Origin of the sequence: Sporolactobacillus sp. KGMB 08714, from assembly GCF_036598985.1 — a bacterium.
Lineage (GTDB): Bacteria > Bacillota > Bacilli > Bacillales > Sporolactobacillaceae > Sporolactobacillus.
The window spans coordinates 1-17,838 of record NZ_JAUUBW010000011.1; the positions used below are offsets into that span (position 1 = coordinate 1).

The following is a 17,838-nucleotide window of genomic DNA, read 5'->3' on the forward strand; positions in this document are numbered from 1 at the left end:
GGGACGAGCCTGATCTCCGGGCGGAAGCTGAGCACGGAAGAGCGGGTCACGGAAGGCGTCTTCGGCGTGCTGGACGTGATCCCCGCTTTCAAGGCCGCCGGCGCTTTCAGCGCAATCGGCCGGATAGGCACAAAGAGCGTGACGACCCTGGGCGATCTAACGAAAACGATGGGCCGGGCGTCCGGAAGGCGGCTGATCCAGCTGAAACAGATCAGCTGTGCAGGGATAGACTGCTTGAAACAAGCCGCGGCCAACGCGGGAGACCAGCTTTCCCTGAGCGGCCTGCAACCGGAGTTTACGGGGGCTTCGGGGGTTGAAGCGCAGGCGACGGAGAGAGCTTCGTCGATAATCTAAGAAACATTAAACAGCCAGTTCAATACATCTCTTCCAAAAATATAAGTAGTATAACCAAGGACATGGGCAGTGGTATTAAAGAAAGTGATTCCGAAATAGGTAGAATCGATTATTTAAGAAATAAATTTGGTAAGCTTAGTTCAGAAGAGTTACATCAAAGAATTAATACTCCTAAGTTACGTAGGATGTTAGAGGATTATAGTCCATCAAAAAAAGCTGCAGAATGGCAGGGCGGAGATCCATATTTTGGGATAGATGCTTGTACTGATAAAATATATCCAAAAGGCAGTGTTTTATATGCTGGCGAGCCATTTCCTACAGGATATTTTACAACCAAAGAAGTTTTAGATAATGTTGGGGTTGATGCACATAAAGTATTTGAAGGCTTGCAGGTTAAACCCTATTGGGGGAAAGGAATGTCTAATGCTGTATTTAGGGATAAGATGGTTGGTTATGAATTAAAGGTGGATATTACTGGTGCCAATGGGATAGCGAAAAATAATACCCAGTTTGGGGGAGGTGGATTAGAACAGATTTTTATGCCAGATTTAAAAGAACTGATTCATAATAAGTACTTAAAAAGATTGTCTGAGACAGAAATAAAGTTGACTAATACAGAAATGCCATTTAGTGAGTATAAAAAAATTATTGAAAAAATCAAAGCATTAGGTGGAAGAGGATTTTAAGGAAAGGAGAAAGTGCATTGAATAGAATAGAAGAAAAATTGCCTGTAAATAATATAAGTATTGATAAGCAATTAAATAAAAATTCATTTATTAACTATTTTAAAGATGATTTAATGCCATATAATAGCAATGAAGATCTATTCATATTTAGTAAAAAATATAGCATTTATGATATAGAATTTTGGATAATAGTAGGGTTTGAAAAAGAGAATATTCAATATGTAGAACTTGAAAATGCAGCCGAAAATTTAAGTAATAGTTATGCTAATTGGTCAAATTATAAGGTTAAATTAAAAAAAGATAGTCATGATAATTGGTTAAAGAAATTATTAGGTTTTCCAGACATTATTAGAGATAATGAGGTAATATACAATTTACAATGGGGTAAGGTAACATCATATGTTGACCCTAAGAGTGGTAATGTGTGTATTTCAATAAGATATAGATACTAATTATGTTTGGATTATTCTTAACTGTCGAAAGCTCAGTTCAGGCGGGTGGATTTGACATAGTGGGTAATCCTGAAATCCACTGGCGGAGTTAGCGTGTGACCTATTTTCTGATCTCTTTTTTTGTTCCTGATAAAGCATTCTGAAGAAGATCTGCAAATTGAGTCAGTGCAAGCAGCCTAATCCAGTTCGCATATTTGGTCACAAAACTCGTGGAACTGGGTACCCAATATCCGTTTCCCTGAATTGCAACGGTCGTGTTGTACTAAGAAGATGAGCCTTGAAAAGATAATGGTCATTATCCGTATCTTCCCTTAGGCAGATAGACGAGACGGTTTCGATCGCGGATTTCCAAATCACAAGGCACAAAGCACGGATGGCGTCCATGAACAGATCCGGGTCGAATCCGGCATAAGGTTCAATTTTCGACGGGTCCAAGTGAATGAATAGAACATTCATTTCCTGATTTTTCACATCATCGGTTATCCATTGAGCGTTTGAATGCGCAGAATGCCGCATGGAAAGCAACTAGTGCAGCCAATTCACTTAGGGGAATCTCCTGATCCGTGCATCACTGGACACCCGTTAGCCCACTCGATTCGAAATCATTCATTCATTTTTTCCAGATGGATTGTCGCTCCGCTCTTATCATGGGTTACTCTCCTGATGAATTGATAGAGGCAATTATCTTCTGACCCCATAATCATGAGAAGGTGTCTATTATTTAGTGCCTACACTATTCAAGAGAGCATACAACCAGTTCTAAAACTCTTTTTGAAGCCTGCGAAAGAGTTTGACTTGCCTTAAAGACGTGCTCAATGTCCCCCTCATGCGGTCAACCGCCAGATTGACGCTCCCTTTTACAAACAAATGGACGCGTCTACCGCGGAAATATTGCAGCTGTCGATCACCGGTATCACACCCCAAACACGCTGAACGTCAAAGAATGCCAGGCGGCCGGCCCGCTTGCCTCCGTCGCTGCCTATGTGCAGGTGACGAAATAGACGCTCACATTCGATGATCTCTTTAACAACAGCCGCCTGATGGCTGCGCTGAGAAAGGAATACGAAGCCTACCGGGCCGCCGGCCGGGAAACAGGCCAACAGCGTGACCTTCGACCAGTACAAGGAAGGGATCCAGTACAGCCGCGGCTTCGACTACCGGTCGATCAAAGACAAACAGATGGACCGGGAGTTCTGGGTGAACCTCGGCATCGGAGCGGCGGTTGTCATCCTGACGATCGCCTGCCCGCCGGCCGGAATTGCTGCGGGTGCCGCCTATGGGGCGATGCAGCTGGCCGATGCGGCCACCGGGACGAGCCTGATCTCCGGGCGGAAACTGAGCACGGAAGAGCGGGTCACGGAAGGCGTCTTCGGCGTGCTGGACGTGATCCCCGCTTTCAAGGCCGCCGGCGCTTTCAGCGCGATCGGCCGGATGGGCAGGCCGGTAAACCATGCATGTCGACCGATAACCCATGCACGCCGGCCGAAAAACTTGCCGTGACGACCGATAAGCCGTGCATTACGACCGAAAAATCGTGTATGACGATCGATAAACTTACCGACGACCGAAGAACCAATGTGGAAAGGCGATATTTTCTTTCGAATATCGTCTGTTTGAATCTTTATAACTGAAAATATCAGATTTTATGCCAAGGGGCTTATTCTTTAAATAGTAATTTTCTGTAATTTTAGTGCTGAAAATGATCCGCCTATCATTTACAATTAAAGTAAGTAATTATTATTCAAAACAAATAATATGGAGAGAAAAAATGTCAGCGGAACATAACGAACAAGTCTTTGAAAGTAAGTTAGTAGAACATCTCGCTAACCTGGGCGGTACGAAACAGTGGCGTTTTACTCCTGAAATAAAAACGACTGCACAGTTATGGATTAACTTTAAACAAATTCTTGAAAAAAATAACCCTGACAAACTAAATCAACCGTTATCTGAAACGGAATTTGGTCAGGTTAAGTCCGAGATTATCAGTTTAATGACGCCCTATCAGGCCGGTCAATTTCTATACGGTTTGAACGGCGTTTCGCAAATCGAAGTGGATCTGGATGACGGACGGCACGTTTTCTTGACAGTATTTGATCAAGATCAAATCGGTGCCGGAAATACGGTTTATCAAATCGTAACACAAATTAAGCGTCCGGCTGTCGTATCAGGGAAGAAGGAACGGCGTTTTGACGTCACTTTACTGATTAATGGTTTACCGATTATCCAAATTGAAGAAAAAGCCGATGGTCATGACGCCAAAGAGGCCCTAAATCAGATGCACCAGTATATTCAGGAAAAACAATATACTGATATTTTTTCGACTGTCCAAATTTTAGTCGCGATAACACCGCACGATGCACGTTACATGGCAAATACAACGGCCGACCGGTTTAATACGGATTTTGCCTTCCGATGGCAACGAGAAGAGGATAACGTTCCCGTTCGTGATTGGCGAGAGTTTGCTAATAAGATGTTGTCCATTCCTATGGCGCACCGGATGGCGACGAATTACATGATTCTGGACGGTACCAAGAATCGGCAAATGATTAAGGTGATGCGACCTTATCAGGTATATGCGACACGTCGTGTCATTCAAAAATTGCGCGAACATCAATTTGGTATGGACGCTAAGGAAGTCGGCTATATTTGGCATACAACAGGTTCAGGTAAAACGATTAGTTCCTTTAAAGCCGCCTGGCTGGCATCGCGTCTGCCTAATGTTGATAAAGTCGTATTCTTAGTGGATCGTATTGCGCTGACGAATCAAACAGTCGATGAGTACAAGGCTTATGATCCTGATTCCGGTGAAGACGGCAAAAACGGCGTTGTTGACGAAACCGCTAATAAGAGAGTCTTGGCACAAAAACTGAAATCCAAGAAATCCGGCATTATTGTCACATCGACTCAGAAAATGGACGGCCTGGTTCGCCGTGAAAGCTTCCCAAAATTAGATAAGAATGTCGTTTTTATAGTCGACGAAGCCCATCGTTCGACGTCTGGTGACATGTTAAAGCGTATTAAAGAAGCCTTTCCCAAATCCGCATGGATTGGCTATACGGGGACTCCGGTCTTTGATACGAACAATGGTCCGACTACCCGGCAAATTTTCGGAGATTTACTGCATGCGTATACCATTCGCGATGCGATTGCCGATCGCAATGTGTTAGGTTTTAAAGTTGATTTTGAAACGACTTTATCCGATGAGGTCATGCGCCAAGACTATCTGCCTCAATATTTTCAATACCGTTATCCGCAATGGAATGATGAAGAAATCCAGGCGCGCATTGCGCATTTGGCGCCGGAAGATATGGACGACACCATCGTGCCGAGTGTCTATGATATGAATCCGAAACACGTCAGTCTGGTCGTTGCGGATGTACTGAAAAATTGGAAGAAACGTTCCAATAATTATAAATACAATGCGTTGTTTACAACACATGTCGGCGGCGGTAAAGCCTCAACGCCGATGGCGATGATGTATTACGATGAATTTAAAAAGCAGAACGCAGCCACGGAACGTCCGCTAAAGATTGGGATCACATTTAGTCAGGATACTTCGAATGGGGATCATCAGCTGGAAACGAATGAATCGCTGCACCGCGCGATGCAGGATTATAATGAAACATTTGGCAGTCATTTTGATGATCGCCAGGTTAAGGAATATACCGAAAGTGTAGTCTCGCGTTTAAACAAAACGGCTGACGACGGTCGTTACCTAGATCTGGTCATTGTTGTGGATCAATTATTGACAGGGTTTAATGCTCCGGAATTAAACACATTGTATGTGGATCGAACACTTAAAGGCGCTGCTTTAATTCAGGCTTATTCGCGAACCAATCGTGTTCAGAACATGCAAGATAAGCCGTTTGGCCGAATTGTAAACTATCGCTGGCCCCAAAATTCGGAAAAGCTGATGAAAGAGGCGCTGGCCAAATATGCCAATCGAAATTCAGCCAACGTTCAGACAGAACTGGATATTGATGACGGTGACGGTATTCTGGAAAAACCTTTTGATGAATTGATGTCGGAAATGAAACAAATAGTTTCAGATTTAAATGATTTATCTAATGGTTTTGAAAATCTGCCGCGCAGTGAATCCCAACAAGAACGTATGTATGAACTATTGCATCATTATAACCGGACGATGGCTAAATTAAAGCAGGATGACCGGTATGATGATCAGAATCCGGAAGCCTTATTACAAGAACTGGGCATAAGCGGTGATGATGAAATTAAACTGACAACCACTTTTGCCAACGAGTTGAAGGAGCATATCGCGAAGAAACGCCATCTCGATATTGAAGACCTAACGCTTCGCATGGAGCACGTGAAAGACGTTGAAGTCAATTACGACTATCTTGAGGAGCTCATTGCCCAACTGGCTAATCAGGTACATATCAATGATCTTGTAGGCGCTCAGTCAACGCGCCAAGAAGTTGATAAGCTGGCCGATCAATTGGAGGATCAAAAATACGCGCAACAGATTAAGGCAACAACAAGCGCCTTGGTTGACGGCTCAGCAGAGGTTTCTGAATATCCCGTTCAGGTGTCCCATGTCAAACAGCTGATCCGTAGTAATACGGCCCGTCATGAACGTGCTGAAATATTAGGATTTAAACGGCAATGGGGGCTTGTCGACATTAAGAATACTCAGTTAATAAATGAACTGATTGATAAGCACACACAGGGGGCTGATGATTTAAACCAGACCGGAGAGCTCAATACGATCATCCGGGAAGGGCAGGCATTTTATCAGGAAGATGCGGAGCTTGATGAGGTGCATCATTTAAGCAAAGTCAAATACCGCAATGAATTGCGTCATGCATTTACAACGTTCGCCGATAAAATCAAGAAAAAATACTAAGAGGCCTTGATGAGCAGAAAAGTTTCTTTAATATTGACCAAACCGGGGTGCCTCAGCGTCACTTTATGACCTTGGGGTACTTCTTTAACACTTCTTTTCGGAGAAATGCGAACAGCGAGTCCGGTAGTATGCCAACTAAATTTTTGGCTAAATCTCTTTACAGATTATCAGATAGTATATACTAAATAATTGGAAGTCTATAACTAATTGGAAGACTTCTAGATTTTTTACACTAGGAGAAGGTAAGTATGGGTACAGCTGATAGAGCACGTGATATTACGAGTGAATTGTGGTCGATGGCCAATAAACTGCGGGGAAACATGGATGCCAGCGAGTTCCGCAACTATATTCTAGGATTTATGTTTTACCGCTATCTGTCCGAACACCAGGAAACCTATTTAGTGTCAGAAGATATCCTGTCACCTGAGGACGGGCAGACTGTCAATGACGCCTATCGTTCGGAAGCGGCCGGAGAAGATTTGCAAGATTATCTGGAAGATATCGCCGGTGTCCTGGGCTACGCAATTTCACCGGAGAACACTTGGGCAACTATTGTTGAAAAAGTACATAATGATAAAATTGCTCCTTCTGATTTTCAGGATATGTTTGATGATTTCAACAGGAATGCTGTGATCAACGTTCGTGCCGAGAATGACTTTCGTGAAATTTTTACCGATGTCAATCTCGGCAATACGCGTCTCGGGAACAGCACAACGGCTCGTGCAAAGGCTCTGAGCGGTATCGTTGAATTAGTAGACCGTTTTGACTATAACGATGAAGCGGGGCACGACATCCTGGGTGACGTTTATGAATATCTAATCGCTCAATTTGCCGGTAATTCCGGTAAAAAGGCCGGTGAATTCTATACGCCGCACCAGGTTTCTAAAGTATTGGCTAAACTCGTAGCCCTGGGCGCGCCGGATGATGACGAGCCCTTTACCGTATATGATCCAACCATGGGCTCGGGTTCGCTATTGCTGACAGTCAAGAGTGAACTGCCGCATGGAGAGAAGCCGGGTAAGGTCCGTTTTCACGGACAAGAATTAAATACGACGACTTATAATCTCGCAAGAATGAACCTGATGATGCATGGGATTGATTATCAGAATATGACTTTGAGTAACGCGGATACATTAGAAGAAGACTGGCCGGACGGAACGGATGCACATGGTGTTGATCATCCGCGCAGCTTTGACGCTGTTGTTGCGAATCCGCCCTATTCAATGAAGTGGGATAATAATCCTAAAAAGCTCAAGGATCCGCGTTTCAAGGATTATGGCGCATTGGCTCCGGCTAGTAAAGCTGATTTTGCTTTTGTCTTACACGGCATTTACCATTTGAACGATAACGGGACAATGGCCATTGTCCTGCCGCACGGTGTTCTGTTCCGCGGTGCGGCCGAGGGCAAGATACGAAAAACGATTATCGAAAAAAATCAGCTAGACGCCGTAGTCGGCCTGCCGGCAGGTCTGTTTTATTCAACAGGTATTCCGACAACGGTTCTAGTATTCAAGAAAAGCCGCAAAACTAAGGATATCTTTTTTATCGATGCCAGTAAGGATTTTGAAAAAGGAAAGAAACAGAATATCCTGCGCGATGAAGATATTAGCAAGATTGTCGAAGCCTACAAAAACCGTATAGATATTGAAAAATATGCACACGTGGCCACATTGGATGAAATCAAGGAAAATGAATTCAATTTGAACATTCCGCGTTACGTCGATACATTTGAAGAAGAAGAACCGATTGACTTGGCGCAAGTGAAGGCAGACATAGCCGACATTGACACGGAAATTGCCAAACTAGAGAAAGAATTCGCTGCCATGGAGGCTCAATTAGTCGAAACAGACAAGGGGACGGAGAAGTAAACATGCCGAAGAAAAACTATCCAAAACTCCGTTTTAAAGGCTTTACGAACGCTTGGGAGCAGCGTGAGTTGGGAGAATTGATGGAAGTTTCATCTGCTAAGCGAGTACATCGCTCAGAATGGACAGAATCTGGAGTTCCATTTTTACGCTCTAGCGATGTCGTAGCAGCTTTCAATCATAAAGAAAATGAAAAGGTCTTTATTTCTCAAGAACATTATGATGTGCTGGTTGCACAAAGTGGTAAGTTGAGAATAGGAGACTTGTTGGTCACTGGTGGTGGGTCTATCGGTGTTCCTATGCTTGTAAAGACCGATAAACCACTATATTTCAAAGATGCTGATCTAATTTGGTTTAAAAATAAAGGCGCACTTAACGGTAATTTTTTGTTTTATTCGTTCATAAGTGACCTAGTTCAAGACTATATTAAGAAGACGGCACATATTGGGACAATTTCTCATTACACCATTGAACGTGGTAAAAAGACGCCTATTAATATCACGCCTTTAAAAGATGAACAGGCCAAAATAGGCACCTTCTTCGAGAAGCTTGACAGCCTTATCGCTGCAAATCAACGGAAATTGAAAAAGACCAAAGCACTAAAATCTGCTTACCTTTCTGAAATGTTTCCCTCAAAAGATGAAAATAAGCCAAAACTGAGATTTGCTGGATTCACTAATGCGTGGGAACAGCGGAGGCTCGATGCGGTGTTTGCCCCTATACCCAATAACACGCTTTCAAGAGCGAACTTAAATTATACAATTGGTAAGATTAAAAACGTTCACTATGGGGACATTCTCATCAAATATGGGGCTGTGACAGATTGTAGAAGAGATGAGATTCCTTTCATAACAGGGGGAGAAATTTTTGATTATCGGAGCCAACTTCTCCAAGAAGGAGATATTTTAATAGCCGACGCTGCCGAAGATGAAACAGTCGGGAAAGCTACTGAAATAGCAGGAATTTCCAACATTCCCGTGGTATCGGGACTGCATACTATCGCTTGCAGACCAAAAGTGAAAATGCAACCTTGCTATTTGGGATACTATATGAACTCGCCCTCATATCATCAGCAATTATTACCGCTAATGCAGGGAATCAAAGTGCTTTCGATTAGCAGAACGAATCTTGCCAAGACTACAGTATTCTATCCGATTTCAGAGCAGGAGCAGTCGCAAATCGGAAGACTTTTTGCTGGTTTAGACCACCTCATCACCCTTCATCAGCGTAAACTAGAAGAATTGCAAGAACTGAAAAAAGCTTACTTACAGCAGATGTTCATATGATTGTGATTTGGATTAAACTTGTTTCCGCGTTTGTGTCATCTTCTTTATACTAAAATAGCGGCTTATGTCGCTATTTTTATTTGGAGGTGTGCGGATGGCACATAAGAATCAGTTTTTCCATGCATATTTTCAGGAATGGATGCGGCTTTATAAGCAAGGCGCAGTTCGAGATGTAACGTATCGAAAGTATGAAATGTCGCACAAACACCTGAAGGCACTAGCGCCTGATTTGAAACTTTCCAATTTAAATCGGCAGTCCTATCAGGCGTTATTAAATGATTTTGCACTTAATCATGAGCGGCAGACCACGATGGATTTTCACCATCATTTGAAGGCAGCCATTCTAGACGCTATTGATGAAAGCTTAATTAAGCGTGATCCCACGCGTAAAGCAGTGATTAAAGGGACTGTGCAGCGATCACACAAAGTAAAATTCCTTCACCAGCGTGAATTAACACAACTGCTTGAGAAGCTTGAATTAAATCAAAATGTTTCGTGGGATTATTTTATTCTACTAATTGCTAAAACCGGCCTGCGATTTGGCGAAGCGCTTGGCATTACGCCCTCAGATTTTGACTTTTCGAAGCAACAATTAATCATCAATAAAACATGGGATTATAAATCCGAACAAGGTGGTTTCGCGCCAACCAAGAATCGTTCATCAATGCGAAAAGTCCCTCTGGATTGGCAAGCAGCAATGCAGTTTTCACAGCTTATCCGGCATTTACCAGAAGATCAACCTATTTTTATACGAGAGGGACAACGGGTTTATAATGAAACAGCCAACGACTATCTCGAAAGGTTATGCAAACGTGCAAAAATTCCGATCATCAGTATCCATGGCTTACGCCATACCCACGCATCGCTTTTACTCTATGCCGGCGTATCCGTTGCCTCTGTGGCAAGACGTTTGGGACATGCCAACATGAGCACTACACAGAATACTTATTTACACATTATTCAAGAACTGGAGAGCCAGGACAACGACAAAATTATGCGTTACCTTACTTCATTGATATAACAGAAAAAGCACAGATACATACTTTTATGTGTACCTGTGCTTTTAACTAAAACTTGAAAATGGAAAAAGCGAATGCATTTAATTCCTTACAACATTTGCATTTATCCATCATGGTGGGCTTTTGATTACTCCGTTTTTAGAGTGATTTATTACTTAACATTTCACTCGTTCATGTGTATAATTCATATGAAAAGCAAATAATAAGGGAAGATGAGAGCAAAAATGGAGGGTTCAACAATGATCAAGCCAAAGTTCAGTGAGGATCAGATTGTTCCGGCTTCCATCGCTTCCAAAACCCTGGGAACTGTTCGCAGAAAAGCAAAACAGGCTCCGCAGTTCATTTCCGAAAATAATAAAATCGAATCAGTCATACTGGACTATCATCAGTATGAAGATCTGATTGTCCGGCTGCACAAATTAGAAGATGACCTGTTTTACCAGGAAGTGCTTAGGCGTATTGAAGACACAGATTCTGGTAAGACGAAGTCAATCCCGTTAAAAGACAGTATGTCTAAAAAAGAATATGAAGCCTATCAAAAGATGGATCCGAATGATATTCCTGACAGCGAGTTGTTTGAGGACTAATAATGGCTAGGTTCAAGATCGAGTATATCAATGCACAGGCGGAAAAAGAATTCTATAATCTTGACGGTTCTGTGCGCATAATCATTCAGAAGGCTTATCGACGATTAGAATACAGGGCAGATGAAATAGGAAAACCATTATCCGGCAATCTTTATCAGTGTAAGGAAATAAAACTCAGACATATCGGCATTCGGATTGTTTTTCGATTAATTGGCAGGCAGATACAGGTTGTGCAGATCATTGCCACCAACAAACGGGAAGATGATCAGGTGTTCGGGATAGCTGAGGATCGAATAAAAAATAGATTAAGTTTTCCGACTACTAACTTAAGAGATGAGTGAGGGTTTTCCTGCCCATTTTTTATCCGGACTGTAGCAGCACACTTTGCTGTGATTAAATACCAAGAGCACAAGCACGCTATCTTTTAAAGTGCTTGTGCTCTTAATCAAATAAACATCTGTTGCAGATAGGCTTTCTTTAATTTTTTAAGATGATCGAGTTTATGTTGGTTTGCAATGATAAGATTGTCGAATTTTTGAAATAGCTGTCCAATCTTGTGTTGCTCAGATATTGATGGGATATTAATTGAAATTCCAAAGAAGGCGGACTTGTTAATATTTAATAATCCATCCATTCGTGCTCCTGAAGTAACTAGCCTTCCTAATTGGCGATCCGGGAGTTTAGACGAGAATAGATAATCAATAAATGTTGCATCTGATTGATCTGTAGTTTCAAAACTATGATAAATTCTAGGAACCAGTGCTTTAGCGTACTCTTTTAATTCAAAGACGGCTCCGAATTTTGCCAACTTTGAATTACCGTGATTATAGGAAAGCTGTCCCTTGGAAAGTAATGTATAGTTCTTTAACTCCAAACCAGCAATCACTTGTGAAAAACGATCTTTTTGATTCATCCAACCATTTTCAGCAGAAATTGTAAGTATAGGTAAATTAGTTTTACCGTTATTGCCCGATATTTCACGGACGACTTCTCCCAACTTACGCCGCTCCCATGGTGCAGAGTATCCTTTAAATCGAAGTTTTTGCTCAAAAATTTGTTGTAAATAGCCCTTTTTCAGTAACTTCAGCTTATCAAGTCTTCGCTGATTTGCAGCGATAAGGCTGTCAAGTTTCTCGAAGAAGGTGCCGATTTTAGTTTGTTCTTCAATTATTGGAATTTTTAGACCGTACTTTTTTAATATTTCGAAATACAAACGGACACGAGTTCCGCCCTTCTTTTGCATCATTGAGAAGTTTAAAAATGATGATGAATTATTTAGATTGGCAAGAATAAAACGTTGGTCAGATAAATCATTTGACTTGAACACTGGATATTCTTTAGATACTAACACGTCAGTCCCCAAGCCATTTTGATTAAAGTGGAAAATTGAATCATCTGACATATGCCGATAGGTGATATATCCTTGCGGTACACGATGAAAATCGACCGATTCATCTATTCCTGTTCGTCCCCCATTGAAGTACTCATCCTGCAAAAATAATCCCTTTCTGGATGATGTAGCGACGGGAATGCCTGTAGTTCCAGGTACTACTTCAGTATATTCTTCGATCAATTCTCCCAACTCACGCTGCTCCCAAGCGAAAATATACGCTCTACTCTGAACGAATAGGACGCAGGCAGCTTTTGCTCATTTTCGCGAAAAAGGATTCAATGATGTCCAGCCATGAAGCGTGCGTTGGGGTGAAAACAAACTTAAATCGATTTGTGTTTTCATTGCTTCTTTTGCACAGATAAGTGAAACCTTGCGCAGCTTATAATCCATAATTACCATTTAATTGGGACAGTATTTGATTAAAATATATTCATTGACTTAACTGGCTAAATGGATTTTACAACTGGCCATTTAAAAGAAAATTTTTAAGGGTACAGAAATTCTAAGGTAAGATATGAACATCTTTCTAGAAGTAACACCCAAGAGAAAATGATATATTGAAAGAATTAGCTAAGAAGACATTTAACAAATGAGTGATATCCCTTGAGACTTCTTATATTCCATTTGGTAATTTGAAAGCCAAAAATTGGTGATTAAAACTCGATAGTTTTCGGATTTCAATCACCAATATAATTAATTTAGAAAATTTAAACTTAACTTAAATAATGTAAAAAATGCCACCTATTGCTCCTATAGCAATAAGTATTACGAGTACAGTAGTGGGTTTAAATTTCCGCTTCAACAAATAATAAGTTAGCAAGGTTATTACCAGTGGGAGCAGTCCAGAAATCAGCTTATCTAAAATACCGGTTTGGACATTTAGTGTTCCCTTACCCAATTGTATCTTTAATGGGCTGGAGATTTTTACAAATTGGGCTGCCAATGCTCCAATGACAATCGGTCCCATTGTTTGAGCAAATGTCATGACAGTCGGGAGTAATGATCCCCTTAAAACCTTTATTATTCCCTCTTTACCTAATGAGTACCCTTGCATCCAACTGATGTAACCAATTGTCCAAATAATACCTAGATGCAGAACTGCGAACAAAACTGGCCCCATTAGAATATTGCCTTGAGAGGCAAAGCCGATAGTAAACGATAGCAGTATGGGAATCAAAGTGCCTTGCCATAATGTGTCGCCAATTCCTGCGAGAGGTCCCATTAATCCGGTTTTTAAACCATTAATTGTGGCAGTATTAATAGGAGCACCATTAGCTTTCTGCTCTTCCATTGCTATGGTCATTCCTAATATGGCACCGCCAAAATGAGGTTCAGTGTTAAAAAATTGCATATGGCGCTGAAGTGCCTCTTCCATCTGTTTTTGATCATTGCCATATAAACGTTTAAAAACTGGTGAAAGTGCATGAATGACTCCGGTAGCTTGAAGTCTTTCGTAATTGTAATTTGCATGGGAGAAAAAAGTCCAGCGCCAGAATGCCCGAACGACATCGCTCTTTTTAAGCTTATGAGTATTATTTTCGCTGTTTCCCGGTAAATCTTCTTTTTTTATTTCATTCATACTTTGTTTCTCATCCATCAAAAATCACACCTTTCCTTCTGCGTTGTTTTTAAGAAACAGTGTGGTATAGATATACGCGATAATCACCGAGAATACTGCGATGGCTAAAATAGCCAGCTTTGAATAAACGGCAATCATGAAACCTAAAAGGAAAAATATCAAGACACCTTTGTTTGTCATTGCTCTTAAGTTCATAGCGATCCCCAACGCTGGCAGAATACCGCCAATTACAGTTAACACATGGAGCGGCGTACCATTTAGATCACCGATAATTGCTTTTACAGGACCTGAACCATAAAAGGCAGCTAGCATGGCCGGTACAACGGAAAATATAAACATTGTAATTTGTGGCGGCCATACATGCAATAAGTTAATGCGGTTTAGATTACCTTTTTCCGCAGCGCTATCAGCCATATGAACGAATGTAATGTCTACAGTCATATGCAATACCCAGATCATAGTCCCAATTAAGCTGATAGGCACTGCAAGAGTGATTGCTACGGAAGGTGAAACGCCTGCTGCCATTCCGAATGTTGTTCCCAGAGTACCAGCTAATGCTGTATCCATTGGTACAGCCCCACCGGCACCAATCCAGGCAATGAAGGGCAGCTGGATGGCTGCTCCGTAAATGGCCCCTTGGACTGGGTCACCCAATATTAATCCGACAAGTGCCCCATTTACTAATGGGCGCATAATAGTATGTGTACCCGCCAATGATACCCATGGGGTACCCATTTGACCTAAATAATAGACAACACCGATCAAAATGGCCTGCCAAAGATGTATCTGCATAGTGTTTCTCCTCTCACAATTTTATTTCAGCAATCCGGCTACATCGATTGCTTTATCAGTAGGAATTATTTGTACTTTAACCTCTATGTCATGATTAATAATTTTTCTGAACGTTTCTCTTTCAGATTCGGATGCAGAAATATTCTTATAAAGTTTTGTGCGTTGTTTATTCGCACCCATTCCTCCGACAATTACTTTTTTTATATTGGCACCGTTTTCAATTAATTTTAAGTATGTTTCCGGAGCTTTAGCTAAAAGTAATAATTTATCCTGATTTTGATCTTTTAGTAAATAATTCTTTCCATCGTCTGTGTTAAATATATTAAATTTAATGCTCCGGGGAATAGACATTTCCATAACGGATTTTAAGAATTCATCGTTTGCGGTCACGTCATCTATAATAACGATGTGATTTGCCCCAGTAAATTGCAACCAAGCAGTCATTACCTGTCCGTGAATCAAACGATCGTCTACTCGAGCTAAAACAATTTGCGACATTATTTATCCCCCTTGATTTTTATATCATTTTACTTTTGTCAGCTCGTCAAAAAATTCCTTAATACCTGATTGTCCTGCTGATAGTGCTGCATTCTTAACCGCTTCCAAATCGCCGCCGGACATACGCGCAGCGAACGCCTCTATAAGCATTGGTAAATTCAAACCCGTGATCAGTTTATATTTGATTGCTCCTACCTTCTTATAACACTGTACGGATTGGTTATATGGGCTTGCACCGAATAGGTCCGTGAATATAACTACACCTTCATTATTTTGATTGCATTCTATAATGGCGTTCTGTATTTTCTTACCAAATTCATCAATATTGTCACCGTGATTTAGGTTTAAACATTTTACATTTTCTTGTTTTCCCATAATCAAGTTAATAGCATCAATAATCCCGTTTGAAAAAATTCCATGTGTAGCAATAACAAAACCGATCATTTTGTTCCTCCTCTTTGAATCTGTCTTTGCTTTCTGCAGATTTGCGTGTTTTGGATGACTAGTAAGTCTGGAAGATTAATAGTTTTCCTTGTTCTATTTCAATACATTATTGGGAATACTTGGAACAGACGTCATCCATTCTCCCGCTTTTAAACATATTGCTCTGGCTCTTTTTAACAGTGAAAATTTTTTGACGAGGGCCTCTTTAATCCGTTGATCCAAAAAATAACATGTATCAACATGACAAACACTTGTCATCAAAAGCACTCTCATCCTTTTCAGATCGCGTTCTACGTTGATTTTGCAATGTCCAACGGTTGCACTTGCCGAAAGGTTTTCAGGTTCGCTATTATTGCGATTCCCTGCATAATAATGGATCCCTCCTGTCCCAATTGCTGGAATCGTTTACAGTGGATATTATATGACCTTTGCACAATGTTTGCAACTCTTTGCATTTATTGAATAAATCAAGTCATTTTATCTCCTCAAACACAAAATGTTTAATTTAATTATTTGAAATCTATCATAATTGATTTCTTGAAGGTCTGGAATATAATCTGTCCGATTTCTTTTGGCGAAAGATATTTATTATAATGAGTTATGGAGAGTCCTTTCTTATTAGTGGTCCTTGAACAGCTTTATTGTACTTAAGCGAGGTTTTCTTTTTTGAAAAATACCGACTTACATTTAACTTTATCCACCACATTTATTTATTTTCAGTTCTTTTATATAATAATTATGCTGTTTTTTTATTCTGTGATTGGTAAAAAATCATGAATATTGCACAATCCTTTGCCAATTGGACAATACGCAAAAATTTAATGGAAATTGTGTAATAGCAAAATAATTATAGGGGATAAGAGTGAGGTTGAAAATGGAATTTGAACAACGCAAACAGTATATTCTTAAGCAAATCGAAGAAAACAATTTGGTCAAAATCTCAAATTTAAGTAAGGCGCTTAATGTTACAAGAGAAACAATTAGGAAAGACCTATATAATTTGGAAGATGACGGTCTATTGAAAGTCGTTCGCGGAGGTGCAACTAAAATTGCACCAAACCGTGAAACGGAATATGAAAAGCGAAAGAAACAAAATGTCGAGGGGAAAAAGTTTATAGCAAAGAAGGCAATCAAATACATTCATAACGGTGACTCTATTTATATCGATTACGGCACAACCACATATGAAGTCGCACGGGCTATTCAAATTAGCGGCTTTAAGGATTTGACGATCGTCACCAATGCAATTGCGGTTATTGATTTATTGCTGAGAGGATCAACATATGACATTATTGTTCCAGGTGGCAATGTGCGAAGAAGTGAGGAGTCGTTATCAGGAGCATTGACGCTTCAAAACAGTGAAACCGTTTTTGTGAATGTTGGATTTTTCGGAGCAGGAGGCATCGAAAAGGATTCTGGAATAACTAATCATTACATTAGTGAGATCGAGGTCTCAAAAAAAATGATTCAACATTCACAGAAAAGCATTTTGGTTGTTGATCATACGAAATTTGGTATGACAGCACTATATAAAACCGCTAATTTTGAAGACGTTGATTGCATTATAACAGATAAGCTGGTCGATCATTCAATTGCTTCGGCCGTTAACCTGGCGGGTACAAAATTGATCAGTCCTCAATCGTAAAAATATTAAAACGGCACCCTTACCATTGACTTGCCGCTTTTAACAGTTATATAATCGCTGACTCGAATGTTGGACACTATCTAAAATAAATCAGATTTCAGCGGTAACGAGTGCCCGCTTCTCAAGCTGGCTGTCAATAATCAGATGATCAAAATGTTTTCTTAGTAGAAAAATATCCCGAATTTCTGTATTTACGGTTTCGGGAAATTCGTCTCTATATTTTACAAGCTATACCATAAAGCAAAGAAGCAAAAATATAGATTTTCCTCGTTGCTGTCAAATCTAAATCCAATGGGGCCGTCTTCTCCACGGCTTTGAAACCTCATAGCTGCTTTAATAAATCAATGGCCGATATGGTCTGAGATAATATCATT

The 17,838-nt window shown here is 40.7% G+C and carries 15 protein-coding genes and 1 pseudogene; 11 read left to right on the forward strand and 5 right to left on the reverse strand.

Features of this window, described 5'->3' with window-relative positions; genetic code table 11:
- The 10 genes and pseudogenes from Q6A92_RS05695 to Q6A92_RS05740 all read left to right on the forward strand — a co-directional run.
- A pseudogene (locus Q6A92_RS05695) lies at positions 1 to 354 on the forward strand (hypothetical protein); the annotation flags it as partial.
- Between the two features lie 62 nt (positions 355 to 416).
- Complete coding sequence (locus Q6A92_RS05700; protein WP_332237362.1) at positions 417 to 1,040, forward strand: hypothetical protein; 624 nt, start codon at positions 417 to 419, stop codon at positions 1,038 to 1,040.
- A 17-nt stretch (positions 1,041 to 1,057) separates the two neighbouring features.
- The gene (locus Q6A92_RS05705) at positions 1,058 to 1,492 is read left to right on the forward strand and encodes a hypothetical protein (protein ID WP_332237363.1); all 435 of its coding nucleotides are present in this window, start codon (positions 1,058 to 1,060) and stop codon (positions 1,490 to 1,492) included.
- 1,104 nt (positions 1,493 to 2,596) lie between these two features.
- A complete protein-coding gene (locus Q6A92_RS05710; RefSeq protein ID WP_332237364.1) occupies positions 2,597 to 2,992 on the forward strand; it encodes a hypothetical protein in 396 nt (131 codons plus the stop codon).
- A gap of 268 nt (positions 2,993 to 3,260) precedes the next feature.
- A complete protein-coding gene (locus tag Q6A92_RS05715) occupies positions 3,261 to 6,356 on the forward strand; it encodes a type I restriction endonuclease subunit R (protein WP_332237365.1) in 3,096 nt (1,031 codons plus the stop codon).
- A 248-nt stretch (positions 6,357 to 6,604) separates the two neighbouring features.
- On the forward strand, positions 6,605 to 8,224 hold the full coding sequence (locus tag Q6A92_RS05720) for a type I restriction-modification system subunit M (protein ID WP_274401270.1): 1,620 nt from the start codon (positions 6,605 to 6,607) through the stop codon (positions 8,222 to 8,224).
- Positions 8,225 to 8,226: 2 nt separating this feature from the next.
- On the forward strand, positions 8,227 to 9,507 hold the full coding sequence (locus tag Q6A92_RS05725) for a restriction endonuclease subunit S (RefSeq protein ID WP_332237366.1): 1,281 nt from the start codon (positions 8,227 to 8,229) through the stop codon (positions 9,505 to 9,507).
- A gap of 94 nt (positions 9,508 to 9,601) precedes the next feature.
- Positions 9,602 to 10,528 carry a site-specific integrase gene (locus Q6A92_RS05730; RefSeq protein ID WP_332237367.1) on the forward strand — a complete coding sequence of 309 codons (927 nt, stop codon included), beginning with the start codon at positions 9,602 to 9,604 and terminating at the stop codon, positions 10,526 to 10,528.
- Positions 10,529 to 10,765: 237 nt separating this feature from the next.
- Positions 10,766 to 11,113 (forward strand): hypothetical protein, encoded by a 348-nt coding sequence (locus Q6A92_RS05735; protein ID WP_332237368.1) that lies wholly within the window; start codon positions 10,766 to 10,768, stop codon positions 11,111 to 11,113.
- Positions 11,114 to 11,115: 2 nt separating this feature from the next.
- A complete protein-coding gene (locus tag Q6A92_RS05740) occupies positions 11,116 to 11,454 on the forward strand; it encodes a hypothetical protein (protein ID WP_332237369.1) in 339 nt (112 codons plus the stop codon).
- Between the two features lie 104 nt (positions 11,455 to 11,558).
- On the opposite strand, the gene Q6A92_RS05745 is transcribed toward Q6A92_RS05740, so the two are convergent.
- From Q6A92_RS05745 to Q6A92_RS05765, 5 genes are all read right to left on the reverse strand, one after another.
- On the reverse strand, positions 11,559 to 12,695 hold the full coding sequence (locus Q6A92_RS05745; protein WP_332237370.1) for a restriction endonuclease subunit S: 1,137 nt from the start codon (positions 12,693 to 12,695) through the stop codon (positions 11,559 to 11,561).
- 529 nt (positions 12,696 to 13,224) lie between these two features.
- Positions 13,225 to 14,103: a PTS system mannose/fructose/sorbose family transporter subunit IID gene (locus Q6A92_RS05750; RefSeq protein WP_332237371.1), complete on the reverse strand. Its 879-nt coding sequence runs from the start codon at positions 14,101 to 14,103 to the stop codon at positions 13,225 to 13,227.
- A gap of 6 nt (positions 14,104 to 14,109) precedes the next feature.
- Positions 14,110 to 14,877: a PTS mannose/fructose/sorbose/N-acetylgalactosamine transporter subunit IIC gene (locus Q6A92_RS05755; RefSeq protein WP_332237372.1), complete on the reverse strand. Its 768-nt coding sequence runs from the start codon at positions 14,875 to 14,877 to the stop codon at positions 14,110 to 14,112.
- 21 nt (positions 14,878 to 14,898) lie between these two features.
- Entirely contained in the window at positions 14,899 to 15,375 is a 477-nt protein-coding gene (locus Q6A92_RS05760; protein ID WP_332237373.1) for a PTS sugar transporter subunit IIB, read from the reverse strand.
- A gap of 24 nt (positions 15,376 to 15,399) precedes the next feature.
- Entirely contained in the window at positions 15,400 to 15,819 is a 420-nt protein-coding gene (locus tag Q6A92_RS05765) for a PTS sugar transporter subunit IIA (protein ID WP_332237374.1), read from the reverse strand.
- Positions 15,820 to 16,693: 874 nt separating this feature from the next.
- Here Q6A92_RS05765 and Q6A92_RS05770 point away from each other — a divergent pair.
- Entirely contained in the window at positions 16,694 to 17,464 is a 771-nt protein-coding gene (locus Q6A92_RS05770) for a DeoR/GlpR family DNA-binding transcription regulator (protein ID WP_332237375.1), read from the forward strand.
- Positions 17,465 to 17,838: the final 374 nt, after the last annotated feature.

What these genes read in the sequence shown, in the direction of transcription:
- Q6A92_RS05700 (WP_332237362.1), top strand. Translation starts at nt 417, where the DNA reads ATGGGCAGTGGTATTAAAGAAAGTGATTCCGAAATAGGTAGAATCGAT.
- Q6A92_RS05715 (WP_332237365.1), top strand. Translation starts at nt 3,261, where the DNA reads ATGTCAGCGGAACATAACGAACAAGTCTTTGAAAGTAAGTTAGTAGAA.
- Q6A92_RS05720 (WP_274401270.1), top strand. Translation starts at nt 6,605, where the DNA reads ATGGGTACAGCTGATAGAGCACGTGATATTACGAGTGAATTGTGGTCG.
- Q6A92_RS05725 (WP_332237366.1), top strand. Translation starts at nt 8,227, where the DNA reads ATGCCGAAGAAAAACTATCCAAAACTCCGTTTTAAAGGCTTTACGAAC.
- Q6A92_RS05730 (WP_332237367.1), top strand. Translation starts at nt 9,602, where the DNA reads ATGGCACATAAGAATCAGTTTTTCCATGCATATTTTCAGGAATGGATG.
- Q6A92_RS05735 (WP_332237368.1), top strand. Translation starts at nt 10,766, where the DNA reads ATGATCAAGCCAAAGTTCAGTGAGGATCAGATTGTTCCGGCTTCCATC.
- Q6A92_RS05740 (WP_332237369.1), top strand. Translation starts at nt 11,116, where the DNA reads ATGGCTAGGTTCAAGATCGAGTATATCAATGCACAGGCGGAAAAAGAA.
- Q6A92_RS05750 (WP_332237371.1), bottom strand. Translation starts at nt 14,103, where the DNA reads ATGGATGAGAAACAAAGTATGAATGAAATAAAAAAAGAAGATTTACCG.
- Q6A92_RS05755 (WP_332237372.1), bottom strand. Translation starts at nt 14,877, where the DNA reads ATGCAGATACATCTTTGGCAGGCCATTTTGATCGGTGTTGTCTATTAT.
- Q6A92_RS05760 (WP_332237373.1), bottom strand. Translation starts at nt 15,375, where the DNA reads ATGTCGCAAATTGTTTTAGCTCGAGTAGACGATCGTTTGATTCACGGA.
- Q6A92_RS05765 (WP_332237374.1), bottom strand. Translation starts at nt 15,819, where the DNA reads ATGATCGGTTTTGTTATTGCTACACATGGAATTTTTTCAAACGGGATT.
- Q6A92_RS05770 (WP_332237375.1), top strand. Translation starts at nt 16,694, where the DNA reads ATGGAATTTGAACAACGCAAACAGTATATTCTTAAGCAAATCGAAGAA.